Annotated in this window: 13 protein-coding genes; 8 read left to right on the forward strand and 5 right to left on the reverse strand. The window is 69.9% G+C overall.

All coding sequences use genetic code 11. The annotated features are described in order from the left end of the window. Positions 1 to 166: 166 nt before the first annotated feature. From AC5Y30_RS04995 to AC5Y30_RS05005, 3 genes are all read right to left on the reverse strand, one after another. The gene (locus tag AC5Y30_RS04995) at positions 167 to 631 is read right to left on the reverse strand and encodes a lipoprotein LpqH (protein WP_499916998.1); all 465 of its coding nucleotides are present in this window, start codon (positions 629 to 631) and stop codon (positions 167 to 169) included. A 47-nt stretch (positions 632 to 678) separates the two neighbouring features. Beyond that, positions 679 to 1,041, reverse strand: a complete 363-nt coding sequence (locus AC5Y30_RS05000; protein WP_499917000.1) for a hypothetical protein — start codon at positions 1,039 to 1,041, stop codon at positions 679 to 681. A gap of 290 nt (positions 1,042 to 1,331) precedes the next feature. Continuing rightward, entirely contained in the window at positions 1,332 to 3,455 is a 2,124-nt protein-coding gene (locus AC5Y30_RS05005; protein WP_499917629.1) for an acyl-CoA dehydrogenase family protein, read from the reverse strand. Between the two features lie 342 nt (positions 3,456 to 3,797). Here AC5Y30_RS05005 and kstR point away from each other — a divergent pair, with 342 nt between their 5' ends. Then, complete coding sequence (kstR, locus tag AC5Y30_RS05010) at positions 3,798 to 4,397, forward strand: cholesterol catabolism transcriptional regulator KstR (protein ID WP_499917630.1); 600 nt, start codon at positions 3,798 to 3,800, stop codon at positions 4,395 to 4,397. Positions 4,398 to 4,403: 6 nt separating this feature from the next. Here kstR and AC5Y30_RS05015 read toward each other — a convergent pair whose 3' ends face one another. After that, positions 4,404 to 5,483 (reverse strand): Rv3575c family transcriptional regulator, encoded by a 1,080-nt coding sequence (locus tag AC5Y30_RS05015; RefSeq protein ID WP_499917002.1) that lies wholly within the window; start codon positions 5,481 to 5,483, stop codon positions 4,404 to 4,406. Positions 5,484 to 5,610: 127 nt separating this feature from the next. Between AC5Y30_RS05015 and AC5Y30_RS05020 the strand changes: the two genes are divergently transcribed. From AC5Y30_RS05020 to AC5Y30_RS05050, 7 genes are all read left to right on the forward strand, one after another. After that, the gene (locus AC5Y30_RS05020) at positions 5,611 to 6,549 is read left to right on the forward strand and encodes a metal ABC transporter solute-binding protein, Zn/Mn family (protein WP_499917631.1); all 939 of its coding nucleotides are present in this window, start codon (positions 5,611 to 5,613) and stop codon (positions 6,547 to 6,549) included. After that, the gene (locus AC5Y30_RS05025) at positions 6,546 to 7,367 is read left to right on the forward strand and encodes a metal ABC transporter ATP-binding protein (RefSeq protein WP_499917004.1); all 822 of its coding nucleotides are present in this window, start codon (positions 6,546 to 6,548) and stop codon (positions 7,365 to 7,367) included. Before AC5Y30_RS05020 ends, AC5Y30_RS05025 begins: the two co-directional genes overlap by 4 nt. Beyond that, the gene (locus tag AC5Y30_RS05030) at positions 7,367 to 8,227 is read left to right on the forward strand and encodes a metal ABC transporter permease (protein WP_499917006.1); all 861 of its coding nucleotides are present in this window, start codon (positions 7,367 to 7,369) and stop codon (positions 8,225 to 8,227) included. Before AC5Y30_RS05025 ends, AC5Y30_RS05030 begins: the two co-directional genes overlap by 1 nt. A gap of 36 nt (positions 8,228 to 8,263) precedes the next feature. Next, a complete protein-coding gene (locus AC5Y30_RS05035; RefSeq protein ID WP_499917632.1) occupies positions 8,264 to 8,974 on the forward strand; it encodes a sensor domain-containing protein in 711 nt (236 codons plus the stop codon). A gap of 62 nt (positions 8,975 to 9,036) precedes the next feature. Next, complete coding sequence (locus AC5Y30_RS05040; RefSeq protein ID WP_499917008.1) at positions 9,037 to 9,795, forward strand: LamB/YcsF family protein; 759 nt, start codon at positions 9,037 to 9,039, stop codon at positions 9,793 to 9,795. Then, positions 9,795 to 10,712, forward strand: coding sequence for an MBL fold metallo-hydrolase (locus tag AC5Y30_RS05045; protein WP_499917010.1), 918 nt, complete (start codon positions 9,795 to 9,797; stop codon positions 10,710 to 10,712). Before AC5Y30_RS05040 ends, AC5Y30_RS05045 begins: the two co-directional genes overlap by 1 nt. A 13-nt stretch (positions 10,713 to 10,725) precedes the next feature. Then, positions 10,726 to 11,967: an SLC13 family permease gene (locus tag AC5Y30_RS05050; RefSeq protein ID WP_499917012.1), complete on the forward strand. Its 1,242-nt coding sequence runs from the start codon at positions 10,726 to 10,728 to the stop codon at positions 11,965 to 11,967. Here the strand turns inward: AC5Y30_RS05050 and AC5Y30_RS05055 are convergent. Further along, the gene (locus AC5Y30_RS05055) at positions 11,964 to 14,606 is read right to left on the reverse strand and encodes a LuxR C-terminal-related transcriptional regulator (protein ID WP_499917013.1); all 2,643 of its coding nucleotides are present in this window, start codon (positions 14,604 to 14,606) and stop codon (positions 11,964 to 11,966) included. The genes AC5Y30_RS05050 and AC5Y30_RS05055 overlap by 4 nt on opposite strands. Positions 14,607 to 14,615: the final 9 nt, after the last annotated feature.

A 14,615-nucleotide genomic window follows, 5' to 3' on the forward strand; every position in this document is an offset into this window, starting at 1 on the left:
TCTGCCAGCTGGGGCATGGGTCCAGCGGGGCGGAGTTCGCGAAGCTCCCGTTGACAGCCGTTACCGACATTCCCAGGCCCGTCGCGACTGCCGCGGCTGCGGCGAGGCGTTTGATCGACATTGTTACGTCCCCTCTCGGGCTTCGGTCCGAACGATTCGGCTGGCGCTACGGACAGGTCACGTCGATCTCGAACGGCTTGGTCACCGGCTTCGGCTGGTGGGGATCGCTCACATCGGCGCCGGTGGCCGTGCCCTTGATCTGAATTGCGTTGTCGCCCACCGCGGCTCCGGCGTTGCCGCCCTGCCCCTTTGCGGCGTCGGAGAAACCGAGCGTGATGCCGTCGACGTTGCCCAGTCCGACCGCGTGAACGATTGGCGGGTTGTCCTTGCTGACCACCGCACCAACGCCTTTGGCCGGGTCGCCGATGCCGATGTTGATGTTGTCGCCGACCGGTTTGCAGGTGACCGGACCGCTGACGTTCTGGGTCTTGCCGTCGACGATCACCTGCGGCCCGGCGGGCGGACCGGCCGAGTTCGACGCTTGCGGGCTCGACTTATTGCCGGAACAGCCAGTGCCACTGGCGATTACGATGGCCAGGCCGGCTACGCCGACGATGATCTGACGCTTCACCGCTGTTCTCCTTCATGTGGGGTGTCCACTGTTCGCGACCCCGACGGTTACTGCGCGGGGCCCGGGATTTGGTAAGCGCACCTGCCGGCCGTGTGTTCGGTGAGGCTGACGGACTGCCCGTCCACCTGAATCGCGCAGTCGTGTGGACCGCCGGTTTTGTCGGTGTAGTTCAACGCCAGGTACGGGCTTCCGGTCACCTGCACGGTCTGCGACCAGGGGACTGAAACCCAGGTCGTGGTGCTCGCCGGATACACCGGGGTTCCGGGGTCCGGGATGACGGAGAAGACGTCACCGCCCCCGAGGATCCGGTACACGACCGTATGCTGCGTCGGATCCGCTTTGGCGGCGGGCAACATGGCCGGCGGCGCTGCGCTCATCGCGATGGCGAGCGCCGCGAACACACCGGCCAACGCGCTCGGCCGTGGCGCCTTGGCGGGGCGACACCTCCGGCAAGAGTCAGCATTCAAGTGGTGGCGAGCCGAATCCGTTGGCATGGCGTCCCTTTCGATACGCGATCGCGGCGACACGCAGGCGCGCCCGCAGTCTCACGGTGAGCAACTATCGCCGGAGCGGTCGCTACACGCTAAGGCCGCGCGTGCAGCCGTCTCAATTAGGGATTTCCCTACACTTTTCGCCTAACGGCTTCGCCGCAACCCGCTATCGGCAGGTCACGCGAGCAACGGGCGGCCGCAAGCCTGTATCAGCGGGGCAAGCCGAGCAGCCGCTCGGCGGCGACCGTCAGCAGGATCTGCTCGGTGCCGCCCGCGATCGTCAGGCAGCGGGTGTTGAGGAAATCGAACACCGCCTGGTTGTGCACCAAGCCGCCGCCCTCGGACACGTCCATCGTGTATTCGGCCAGCGCTTGGCGGTAGCGGACGCCGATGAGCTTGCGCACGCTGGACTGCGCCCCGGGATCCTGCCCGCCGACGGCCAGCTGAGCGATCCGCTGGTCCAGCAGCGCGCCGGTCTGCGCGGCGACGATCAACCGCCCCAACCGGTCTCGCTGCGCGGCGTCGAGGTCGAGCTCGGCCAACACCTCGAGCAGCTCCTCCATCGGGTTGCCCAGCGCGGTTCCGTTGGCCATCGCGACCCGCTCGTTGGCCAGCGTGGTGCGGGCCAGCCGCCAACCGTCGTTCACCTCGCCGACCACCAGTTCGTCGGGAACGAACACGTTGTCCAAAAACACCTCGTTGAACAACGAGTCGCCGGTGATCTCGCGCAGCGGACGGATCTCGATTCCCGGTGAGCTCATCTCCACCAGGAAGTACGTAATGCCTTTGTGTTTCGGCGCGTCCGGATCCGTGCGCGCCAGGCACACTCCCCACTTCGCCTTGTGCGCCGCCGATGTCCAGACCTTCTGCCCGGTCAGGTGCCATCCCCCGTCGGTCCGGACCGCCTTGGTGCGCAGCGAGGCCAGGTCCGAACCGGCTCCGGGCTCGGAAAACAGCTGACACCACAGGAATTCGCCGCGCGCGGTGCCCGGCACGAAGCGCTCGATCTGTTCCGCCGTGCCGTGCTCGAGAATGGTCGGCGCCGCCCACCAGCCGATCACCAGGTCGGGCCGGGCGACGCCGGCCGCCGCCAGCTCCTGATCGATCAGCAACTGCTCGGCCGGTCCGGCGCCGCGCCCGTAGGGCGCTGGCCAGTGCGGCGCCTGCAGGCCCGCCTCGGCCAGGGCCGCCTGCCGCTTCTCCTCGGGCAGCTCGGCGATCCGGGCGACGGCGGCGGCGATCTCCTGACGCTGGTCTTCGACCTCGCTGAGGTCGATCCCCAGCCGGCGTCGCACGCCCGCCTGGGTCAGCGCGGTGACGCGGCGCAGCCACGCCTCCGCCCCGCCCAGGAAGCGGCCGATGGCATGCGCCCGGCGCAGGTACAGGTGCGCGTCGTGCTCCCAGGTGCAGCCGATGCCGCCGAGCACCTGGATGCAGTCCTTGACGTTGGCCTTCACGGCGGCGATGCCGGTGCTTGCGGCCAGGGCCGCGGCGATGGAGAACTGGGATTCGTCGCCCTCCGCCGCGGCGCGCGCGGCATCGGCGGCGGCCACCTCGGCCTGCTCGGCGCGGCACAGCATCTCGGCGCAGAGGTGTTTGACGGCCTGGAAGCTGCCGATCGGCTTGCCGAACTGCTCGCGGACCTTCGCGTAGTCGACGGCGGTCTCCAGCGACCACCGGGTGATGCCGGCCGCCTCGGCCGCAAGCACCGTCGCGGCCAGCTCCTCGACGCGTTCGCGGGTGTCCGACACCACCGTGGCCGGGGCCGAGTTCAGCGCCACCCGGGCCAACGGCCTGGAGAAGTCGCTGGCGACCAGCGGCTCGATCTGCACACCCTCGCCGTCGGTGTCGATCAGCAGCCACCTCTCGCCGGCCGGCGCCAACAACACGGCACCGTCGGCCACCCCCAGCGCGAACGCCACGGCGCCCGAAGCCGTGGACGTCGCGTCGTCGAACTCGATGTCGCCCTCCAGAGCCAGCCCGGCGAAGCGCTGCCCGGACGCCAGGGCGCCCAACAACTCTGGATCCGAGACAACCAACGTGGCCAGCGCGGTGGTGGCGACCGGCCCGGGGATCAGCGCTTTCGCCGCTTCCTCGACCATCGCGCACAGATCTTCGATGCTGCCGTCCGCGCCGCCGAATCGCTCCGGGATCGCGACGCCGAAGATCCCCAGTTCCGCCAGCCGGGCGAACACCGGCCGCCAAGCGTCGGACTTACCCTGCTCCACATCGCGGATCGCCGCGGTTCCGCCGGGCCCGGACGCCGCATTGCGGGCCCAGTCGCGCACCAGGGCTCGCGCGGCAAACTGCTCGTCGGTGACGGTCGCTACCACCTTGAGGACCTCCGCGTCCATGACTTCGACGTGACAAGGGTTGGGCCCTTGCCCTGATTGTGCGATCTGCCCGCCGAGCGGGTACCTCTGCAGTCGCGTGTTGGCACGCAACCCGCTCTCCAGAGACTAGAACGTGTTCTAATAGTGCCAGTGATCGACCGTCAAGTCGAACGCCATCACAGCAGCACAACGCTTGTCCGCGGCGGTATGGAGGTGGGAGATTCACACGCAGAATGCGTATCGTTTGCGAACGAACCGCCGGGAACAGGAGCAAACCGTCACATGCCAGCCAACGCAAATCCGAGCCGCGTTTCCGACTCGCAACCGCGCGAGGTCATGAACGTGGCGGTACTGGCGGAATCCGAACTGGGGTCTGAGGCGCAGCGGGAACGCCGCAAGCGCATCCTCGATGCCACCATGGCCATCGCCTCCAAGGGCGGCTACGAGGCGGTGCAAATGCGCGCGGTGGCCGATCGCGCCGACGTCGCGGTGGGGACGCTGTACCGCTATTTCCCCTCGAAGGTGCACCTGCTCGTGTCGGCGCTGGGCCGCGAGTTCAGCCGCATCGACGCCAAGACGGACCGCTCGGCCATGACCGGCGGCACGCCGTTTCAGCGACTCAACTTCATGGTGCAAAAGCTCAACCGGGCGATGCAACGCAATCCCCTGCTGACCGAGGCGATGACGCGCGCGTACGTGTTCGCCGACGCGTCGGCGGCCAGCGAGGTCGACCAGGTCGAGAAGCTCATCGATTCGATGTTCGCGCGGGCGATGTCCGACGGCGAGCCGACCGAGGACCAGTACCACATCGCCCGGGTGATCTCGGACGTGTGGCTGTCGAACCTGCTGGCGTGGCTCACCCGCCGGGCCTCGGCCACCGACGTCAGCAAGCGGCTGGACCTGGCCGTGCGGCTGCTGATCGGCGACCAAGACTCCAAGTAGTCCGGCTCACGCCGGCGGACCGGCGGTGCGGCCCCGGACCAGCTCCGTGTCCAGGAGTTCGATCGCGGGCAGACCCGATCGCGGCGGCTTCAACAACAACTCCGCGGCCCGGCAGCCCTTCTGCAGGCTGGACTGCGACACCGTGGTCAGGCCGCGGTTCATCGCATCGGGCACGCCGTCGAAACCGGTGACGGTCATCTGCCCGGGCACGTAGATGCCGTGTGCCCGTAAGTAATCCATGGCGGACAGGGCCAGGATGTCGGCGGTGCACATCAGCGCGGTGATCCGCGGATTGGCTTCCAGGGCCGCCTTGGCGGCCGCGCCGCCGGACTCGGGTAGGTGCTCGTAGCTTTCCACCACCGTCAGGGAGTCCGGGTCGATACCGACGGCCGCCATCGCCTCCCACACGCCGACGATGCGCTCGCGTTGCACGTCAAACGCGGGTGAGCGCAACCGGTCGGGGTCCACCAGGCCCTGGCGTCGATCCCGCCCCAGCCGCATGGTCAGCAGCCCGATCTCGCGGTGCCCCAGGCCCAGCACGTAGTCGGCAAGCTCACGCATCGCGGCGCGGTCGTCGATACCTACCCGCGAGACGCCGGCCAGCCCCTTGGGTTGATCGACCACCACAACCGGCAGCCGGCGCTGCAGTACCACCTGCAGGTAGGGATCTTCGTCGCACACCGAATACACCACGAAGCCGTCCACGCCGGCCGAAAGCACGGCGGCTGTGCCGTCTTTGAGGCTGCGGCTGGGCCCGACGGCCACCAGCAACAGCCCCTGACCCACCTCCTCGCATGCCTGCGCCACCCCGGTGACGAAGTCACGCGCCGCGGGGTCGCTGAAGAAGTAGGTCAGCGGTTCGGCCATCACCAGAGCGACCGCGCCGGCCTTGCGGGTCCGCAACGAACGCGCCACCGGGTCGGGGCCGGCATAGCCCAGCCGCTTGGCCGTCGCGAGCACGCGCTCGCGCAGATCCGGGGAGAGCTGATCGGGCCGGTTGAAGGCATTCGAAATCGTCGTGCGGGAAACGTTGAGCTCGTCCGCCAACGACGCCAGAGTCGCACGCCGGCGCGGTGGGGGGCTCACGTTCGGTGACGCTACAGCGGTCCGGGGCCCGCGCGTATGGGCTTCAGCTTGCGGCTTTGTAATGGAAACGGTTTTCATTAGTATTGTGGATCGGCTGAGGGGCCGGCGGGAGGAATCGGGCGTGCGCATGGCACTGACGCGGCAACGAACGGCGCAGGCCGGGCCCGCCGATGCGACGCGATGGCTGGCGGCCGCACTCGTGCTGACCGGCGGCGTGCTGCTCAGCGGCTGCAGCGGCACGGCGCATTCTCGCGCCCTCTCCGTCGTCGCCTCCACCGACGTGTGGGGCAGCGTGGCGCGTGCCGTCACCGGCCGCCACGTCGCCGTCAAATCCATTCTCAGCGGGGCGGATATCGACCCGCACTCCTACGAAGTCAGCCCGGCGGACGCCGCCGCGATCGCCGACGCCCCGCTGGTCGTCTCCAACGGCGGCGGTTATGACGGCTGGGTCGACGAGGTGCTGGCCCACCACCGTGACGCCAAGCCGGTCACCGCCTACTCCTTCCTTCAGCCCGACGGACTACCCCGCAACGAGCACGTCTTCTACGACCTGACCGTCGCCAAATCCGTTGCCGCCACCATCGCCGAGCGCCTCGCGACCATCGACCCGGGCAACGCCGCCGACTATCGCGCCAATGCCGCCGCCTTCGGCCGAGGCGCCGACTCCATCGCCGGCGCCGAACACTCGATCGCCACCAGCTACCCCAACACCTCGGTGATCGCGACCGAACCCGTCGCGTTCTATTTGCTGAGGGCTACGGGGCTGATCAACCGGACCCCGTCCGCGTTCGAGGCGGCCATCGAGAACGAGACCGACCCCGCGCCGGCCGACATGGCGGCGGTTCTCGACCTGGTCAACCGGCGCCAGGTGTCGGCGGTGCTGATCAACCCGCAGACCTCCACGACCGCGATCACCGGCCTGCGTGACGCCGCTCGCCGCGCGGGTGTCCCGGTCACCGATGTGGCCGAAACGCTGACCGAAGGCACGGATTACCTTGCCTGGCAACGCAATACGGTCAGCCAGCTGCAGTCCGCGCTGCAGTCGAGCCGGCCCGTGCGGTCATGAGCCTCGAGCCGGTCGCGGCCGTCGACGACCCCGCCGACACCGTGACGCTGCGCGGCGCGCGGCTGTCGTTCGGCGACCGCGTGCTGTGGGACCACCTGGACCTGTCGGTGGCGCGCGGCGAGTTCATCGCGGTGCTCGGCCCGAACGGCAGCGGCAAGACGTCGCTACTCAGGGTGCTGCTCGGGCAGCTGCCACTGAGCGCCGGCGCCGGGCTGGTCGACGGAAAGCCGATCACCTCGGGCAGCGGGCGCATAGGCTATGTGCCCCAACATCATCCGATGGACGCCGACGTGATGCTACGCGGGCGCGACCTGGTTCGGCTGGGCATCGACGGGCCACGCTGGGGTGCCTTTCCGCTGCGATCCGCCGATCGGGCCCGCCGGCGCGCGGCCGTGCGGCAGGCGCTGCGCCAGGTCAACGGCGAGCACCTGGCGGACGTCCGGGTCGGAATGATGTCGGGTGGGGAGTTGCAGCGGGTGCGCATCGCCCAGGCGTTGGTCAGCGATCCGCTGCTGTTGCTGTGCGACGAGCCGCTGCTGACGCTAGATCCGGCCAACGCCAAGCTGGTGTCGGCGCTGATCGAGCGGCGCCGACAGGACGCCGCCACCACGGTCATCGTCGTCACCCACGAGATCAACCCGATCCTGCCGTACGTGGACCGGCTGCTGTATCTGGTCGACGGCCGTTTCGAGATCGGCACCGTCGAGCAGGTGATGACCAGCCAGACACTCTCGGCGCTGTACCAATCGGACATCCAAGTGGTCAAGGTCAAGGACGGCTACGTGGTGGCCGGCGCGCGCGACGACGGGCATTGCTGATGGAGCATCGGCTCGTCGGCCTGCTGGACCACCTGCTGTCGTTCGACATCACCGCGCACCTGCTCAGCCATGACTTCGTGCAGCAGGCGCTGGTGGCGGCCGCCCTGCTGGGGCTGGTGGCCGGGCTGATCGGGCCGTTCATCGTCATGCGGCAGATGTCGTTCGCCGTGCACGGTTCCAGTGAATTGTCGCTGACCGGAGCCGCTTTCGCGCTGCTGGCCGGATTCGGCGTCGGGGTGGGCGCGCTGGTCGGCAGCGCCCTGGCGGCGGCGTTGTTTGGCGTGCTGGGGCGGCGCGATCGCGAGCGCGATTCGGTGATCGGCGTCGTGCTGGCCTTCGGGCTGGGCCTGGCTGTGTTGTTCATCCACCTCTACCCGGGGCGCACCTCGACCAGCTTCGCCCTGCTGACCGGCCAGATCGTCGGGGTCGGCTACACGGGCCTGACCATGCTGGCCCTGGTCTGCCTGCTCGTCATCGTCGTGCTGGCGACGTGTTACCGCCCGCTGCTGTTCGCCACGGTCGATCCCGACGTCGCCGCGGCGCGCGGTGTGCCGGTCTACGCGCTCGGAATCGTCTTCGCCGCCCTGGTCGGCGTGGTGGCGGCCCAGGCGGTGCAGATCGTCGGGGCGCTGCTGGTGATGTCGTTGTTGATCACCCCGGCCGCCGCGGCGGCCCGGGTGGTCTCCTCGCCCGCGGCGGCGATGGTGGTTTCGGTGGTGTTCGCCGAGGTGTCCGCCGTGGGCGGCCTGCTGCTGTCGCTGGCGCCCGGCGTGCCGGTGTCGGTCTTCGTCGCCGGCATCTCGTTTCTGATCTATCTGGTCTGCTGGTCGATCGGGCGCCGACGATCCGCTGCCGCCTAAGCTGGGCGCAGAGATCGACCAACGTCGGAGAAGGCAATTGTGAACCGGCGAATCGCGTTCCTGATGCAGGCGGCGGTGTCCGCCCTGGCGACGGGCTGCACCACCGTTGTCGGCGGAAGCGCGTCGCCCGCGGACACCTCCGGCCCGTTGCCGCAGACCCCGGTGGCCGCCGCGTCCCTGGATGCGCTGCTGCTCGACGTGGATCAGATCAACTCCTCGCTCACGTCGGGCATGCGGCTCCGGTACGGCTCACAGGCGATGTGGGACTGGAGCTCGACTTTCAGCGACAGGACCTGCCTGGCGATGGACGGCCCGGCCCAGCAAGCCGTCTACGCGGACACCGGCTGGACCGCGATGCGCGGCCAGCGGCTGGATGACAACTTCGACGACCCGGCGGTCCGCAACAATTCCGCCATCCAGGCCGTGATCGCCTACCCCTCCGCGCGGAAGGCCAACACGTTCTACGACGCCTCGGTGCGACGGTGGTTCGGCTGCGCCAATCGCACGTTCGTCGAACGTCCCACGGACAAGCCCGAAATCGTGTGGAAGGTGGGCGAGGCCCACAAGGTCGGCGGCACGCTGAGCACGTCGGAGGTTCAGGACGACAGCAACGGCTGGACGTGCCAGCGGGCGCTGACCGCGCGCAACAACGTCGTCATCGACGTAGCCACCTGCGGCTCGTTTTTGCCCGGCGGGTCGGCGGTCGACCTGGCCGAGCAGATCGCCGCCAAGGTCGCCAGGCAGTAGCCGGGCGTCACATCGCGTCCTCCGGCTACGCCGGCGCCCGCACGCCCCCATAAGCTGGGCGGGTGGCCCGTATCGACCTCAACGCCGACCTGGGCGAGGGCTTCGGCGTCTGGCGCCTGGGTGACGACGACGCCATGCTCGGCATCGTGACGAGCGCCAACGTCGCGTGCGGTTTTCACGCCGGCGACCCGGCGGGCCTGCTGCGGGTATGCCGGTCGGCCGCCCAGCGCGGGGTCCGGATCGGAGCGCAGGTGAGCTACCGAGACCTGGCCGGCTTCGGCAGACGCTTCATCGACGTCGCCGCCGAGGATCTCATCGCCGACGTGATGTATCAGATCGGGGCGCTGCAGGCGATAGCGCGCGCGGCCGGCTCCGCGGTGTCCTACGTCAAACCGCATGGTGCGCTGTACAACACGATCGTGACCCATACCGAACAGGCGGCCGCCGTGGCCGAGGCGGTGCGGCTGGTGGATGCCCGGCTGCCGGTGCTGGGCACGGCGGGCTCAGCGTTTTTCGACGAGGCCACCCAACGCGGATTGCACACGGTCGCAGAGGCTTTCGCCGACCGGGCGTACCGGCCGGATGGCCGGCTGGTGTCCCGTCGTGAGCACGGCGCGGTGCTGCACGACCCGGCGGCGGTCGCCGACCGGGTGGTGACCATGGTGGAGTCCGGGCAGGTCACCGCGATCGACGGCACCCAAGTCACGCTGAAGGTGGAATCTGTTTGCGTGCATGGTGATTCACCGGGAGCGGTACAGATCGCCACGGCCGTTCGTGAACGCCTCGTGGCTGCCGGCACCGAGATCAGGGCCTTCTGCTGATGCGGCTGAAACTCGGTCGCCCCGACATCGCCCGCTACGCAAGCCGGTTCGACGCCCCCGCCGCAGCACCCAACGCGCTCTCGGTGACCTGGATGGGTGTGGCGACCCTGCTGATAGACGACGGCTCGTCGGCGTTGATGACCGACGGCTACTTCTCCCGGCCCAGCCTGGCCAAGGTCGCGGCCGGTAAGGTGGCACCCTCGCCCGCACGCGTCGACGGATGCCTTGCGCGAGCGAAGGTTTCGCGGCTTGCGGCGGTGATACCGGTGCACACCCACTTCGACCACGTTCTGGACTCCGCGCTGGTCGCCGACCGCACCGGCGCGCAACTGGTCGGCGGGCAGTCCGCCGCCAACGTCGGGCGCGGGCACGGGTTGCCCGAGAACCGGATCGTCGTCGCAGTCGACAGCGAACCCATGCAGCTGGGCGCCTACGACGTCACCCTGATCGAATCGCACCACTGCCCGCCCGACCGGTTTCCCGGCGTCATCGACGAACCGGTGACCCCGCCGGTGAAGGCGTCGGCGTATCGCTGCGGGGAATCCTGGTCGACGCTGGTGCACCACCGTCCGACGGGCCGGCGACTGCTGATCCAGGGCAGCGCCGGCTTCATCGAGGGCGCGCTGGCCGGCCAGCGCGCCGACGCGGTGTACCTGTCCGTGGGGCAGCTGGGGCTGCAGCCGCGGTCCTACCTGATCGACTACTGGACCGAGACCGTGCGCGCGGTGGGGGCGCGCCGGGTGATCCTCATTCACTGGGACGACTTCTTCCGCCCGCTGACAAGACCGTTGCGCGCCTTGCCCTATGCCGGTGACGACTTGGACGCCTCCGTCGGCATCATCGACGAGCTGGCCGCACGGCACGGTGTCGCCGTGCACCTGCCCACGGTGTGGCGGCGCGAAGACCCTTGGAAGTAAGGCGATTCACACCTTGGCCCTGACGCTTGCGCTGTTGTTGCTTGCTGTGGTCCTGGCGTTCGCCGTCGCGCGCCCCGGGGGCTGGCCCGAGGCGCTGGCGGCGGTCCCGGCGGCCCTGATCCTGATCGCGGTCGGCGCGATCTCGGTGCACCAGGCGGTCAAAGAGATCGCCGACCTGTCCGGGGTGGTCGCGTTCCTGGGCGCGGTGCTGGTGCTGGCCAAGCTGTGCGACGACGAGGGCCTGTTCGAAGCCGCGGGCGCGGCGATCACCCGGGGCCGGGTGGGGTCGGCCGGCCTGCTGCGGCGGGTCTTCGTCATCGCCTCGCTGATCACCGCGGTGCTGAGCCTGGACGCCGCAGTGGTGTTGCTGACCCCGGTGGTACTGGCGGCCGTGCGCCGGCAGCGCACCCGGGTGCGGCCCTATGCCTACGCCACCGCCCATCTGGCCAACGGCGCATCGCTGTTGCTGCCGGTGTCGAACCTGACCAACCTGCTGGCCTTCCACACCGCCAACATCTCGTTCACCAAGTTCACCCTCGCGATGGCGGCGCCGTGGGTCGGCGCGATAGCCGTCCTCTACGTGATCTTCCGGTGGTTCTTCGCCAAAGACCTGCGGGTGCAGCCCGATCCGGAAGAGCTGGGCGCGCCGCCGCGGCCGCCGGTGTTCGTGTTGGTGGTCGTCGCGCTCACGCTCGCCGGGTTCGCGGTCGCCCAGTCCGTGGGGATCGCCCCGGCCTGGGTGGCGCTGTGCGGGGCCGCGGCGCTGGCGGCGCGCAGCCTGCGGCACCGGCACACCTCGGTGTCCGACATCGTGCGCTCCGTCAACGTCTCGTTCCTGGTGTTCGTCCTGGCGCTGGGCGTCGTGGTGCAGGCGGTCATGCTCAACGGGATGGACCGGGCGATGTCGGCGGTGCTGCCCTCGGGCTCGAGCCTGCCCGCCTTGCTCGCCATCGCCGCGATAGCGGCAGCGCTGGCCAACGTCGTCAACAACCTGCCCGCCACGCTCGTGCTGCTGCCGTTGGTCGCCCCCAGCGGACCGGTGGCGGTTTTGGCGGTGCTGATCGGGGTCAACATCGGCCCCAACCTGACCTACGTGGGTTCGCTGTCGAACCTGTTGTGGCGGCGCGTGTTACGCCAGCACGACGTCGACGCCGGCGTCGGCGAATACACCCGCCTCGGCGTGTGCACCGTGCCCGCCTCGCTGCTGGTGGCGGTGGTCGCCCTGTGGGCGTCGGCGCGGCTGCTGGGCCTCTAGGACGCGGGCGCGCCGCAGGGGCCCGATCGGATGATCGAGGCCAACTCCTCGCGCGACTGCGCCCCCACCCGCTGACAGGCCCGGTAGATGTGGCCCTCCACGGTGCGCACCGACATCACCAGCGCCTCGGCGATCTCGCGGTTGGACAGGCCGGCCACGACCAGTTCGACGACATCGCGCTGCCGGCCGGACAACTTCAGGCCGGTCGGAGTGTGCAGCGCCGGCGTGTGCAGGCCACCGCAATCGTCGGCCAACTCCCGGGCCAGCGCCGCGGCGTACAGCCCGCGGCGACGCTGCTGGTGTTCGTCGAACACCACGGAAGCCTGCGCCGCCGCGTCGGCGGCCGCAACCCGATCGCCGATCCCTCGGTACGCCGCCGAGGCCGCCAGCAGGCCCTCGCCGTCCTTGGCCGACAACGCCTGCACGTGCGAGGCGACCGCGGTGGCCAGCGGCAGCGACAACACGTCGGCCAGCTCCCGCGCCCGCACCGCCTGCGAGGCGTCACCCCATTGCGCGGCCGCCTGGATGCAGGCCAGCTCGTGCGTGGGCTGGCCGCGATCGCGGGCAAGCCGCGCCGCCTCCTGCACGCCCGCCACCGCCTCGGCCAACCGGCCGCTCGCCGCCAGGGCCCACCCGGCGGCCAGTGACAGGCCGGTGTGCATGAACGCAAAGTCGGCCGGCACGCATGACCGCGCCGCGGTGACCGCGTCATTCGCTTCGCCGGCCTGCCCGAGCTTGGCGTGCGCCTCGGCCAGCGCGAAGTAACTGGCGGGGCGCAAACCCGTTGTCACATAATGTATTTGAACTCCTGCCACCGCTTCGTGCAGCAGCCGGACCGCCTCGGAGACGGCGCCGCGGGCCAGCTCGGCGTTGCCAGACAACAGGGCGAGGTTCGCATACGCCAGCCCCGGAATGTCACGGGACGAATCGGCCAGTTCCCGTGCCGTGCCGACGAATTCATCGATCCGACCGGTCAGCCGGCAAGCACGCCCGTAGACGGCGCCGAACCAGAACCGCATATGCGATGCCTGGAACGAGGTCGTCGCCCGCCGCAGCGCCTGCCCGGCCAGGTCGGCGAGCTCGTCGACCTGGCCCAGCGCCCCCATCGCCATGATCAGCGCGAGCGACGCCATCATCGCGTGGAAACCGGGCAGTTCGGGCAAAGCCAGGGCGGCCCGGGCGTTTGCGGCCGCGACCTCACAGCGCGCCGCCACCGCATCGAGGCACGCTTGCACGGCCAACCGCTCCGCGCGCTGGGCCGGAGTCTCGGAATCAAGCGCCGCGAGACCGTCGAGGATCTCGGCCGCTTCGTCGGGCTTGAACAGGTGCCAGATCAGGTTGGCCGCCCGCACCGTCGCCCAGTGGTGGCCGTCGGGCAGGTCACCGTCGGCCATCGCGCGCAGCGCCGCCTCGGCCTGCTCGCCGCGCCCGAGCAGCGCCAGGTTCATGGCCCGCACTCCCGCCGCCCCGGGCGCACCGGCTTGGGCTGCGGCGGTGGCGAACCGGTCGGCCAGATCGAGATCCAGCAGGGTCATCGCGTGCCGTGCCGCTTCCAGGTACAGCACGGGGTCGGGATCGAGGTCGGACTCGAGACGCAGCAGCGCGCGGCGCACCGTGGCCTGCATGCCGGCGTCGCCGTCTTTGCCCAGCCGCGTCGCCAACCTGCCACGGATCTCCGACAGGTACAGCTCGCCGGCGCCCGCGCGGCGCAGCTCACCGAACAGCGGATGGGCGAGCCTGGCCGTCAATCCGCCGCCGGTGCGTTCGATGTTGACCAGCCCCATCCGCTCGGCCGCGGCCAGGTCGCTGCGCCGGGCCAAATCGCACAGCACCTCCACGTCCAGCGGCTCGCACTGCGACAGCGTGTCGATCACCATCGCCGTTTCCGGGCTGAGTCGGCCCATCTGGCGGCCCACGGTGTCGGACAGGCTCGCCGAGACCGCGACATCGCCGTCCCACATCCACACCCCGGCCGTTTTGCGCATCCGCCCGGCGCCCACCTGGTCGGCCACCAGCTGTCGCAGGAACAGCGCGTTGCCACCGGTCAGCTTGTGGAACCGGTTCGCGCTGCGCGCATCGACCGGGCCGTCCAGCCTGCTTTCGATGACTTCGCGCGTCTCGGCAGCCGAAAACGGTTTGAGGTCAAGCCTTTCCAGCAGCCCGTCCTTCCACAGCGCGGTCACCGCGTCGGGCTCATCGCTGCCGCTGCGGACGGTGACCACCAGCCGGACCCCACCGGACTGCGCCAGCTGGTGGACGACGAGCGCGGACAGGCCGTCCAGCAGGTGCGCGTCATCGACGCCCACCACCACGCGGCGCTGGCGCTGTTGCGCGACAAACGAATTGATCACTCGCCGCACATCGGTCAGCGGATCCGACTGCGCCTGGTTCATCGCATCGGTCATCACGCCGATGAACGCCCCCAGGGGCAGCGCCTGCGCCGAGTCGGTGCCGACGATCCACCTGGTCCGCTCGCCCGACGCCTCGGCGCGCCGCAACACTTCATGGGCAAGCCAGGTTTTGCCCACTCCGGCGGCCCCGGCGATCACCACGCCCGTGTGGGCGCCGCCCGGACTCAGGGCGCGGCGGATGATCCCCCATTCGCTGTCACGCCCGGTCAGCGTCTCGGCGCCGATCACTCGGCGACT

The organism is Mycobacterium sp. NGS27 (assembly GCF_059813005.1).

Coding starts and splice junctions, on each gene's coding strand:
- AC5Y30_RS05025 (WP_499917004.1), top strand. CDS start 6,546: ATGAGCCTCGAGCCGGTCGCGGCCGTCGACGACCCCGCCGACACCGTG.
- AC5Y30_RS05045 (WP_499917010.1), top strand. CDS start 9,795: ATGCGGCTGAAACTCGGTCGCCCCGACATCGCCCGCTACGCAAGCCGG.
- AC5Y30_RS05020 (WP_499917631.1), top strand. CDS start 5,611: ATGGCACTGACGCGGCAACGAACGGCGCAGGCCGGGCCCGCCGATGCG.
- AC5Y30_RS05030 (WP_499917006.1), top strand. CDS start 7,367: ATGGAGCATCGGCTCGTCGGCCTGCTGGACCACCTGCTGTCGTTCGAC.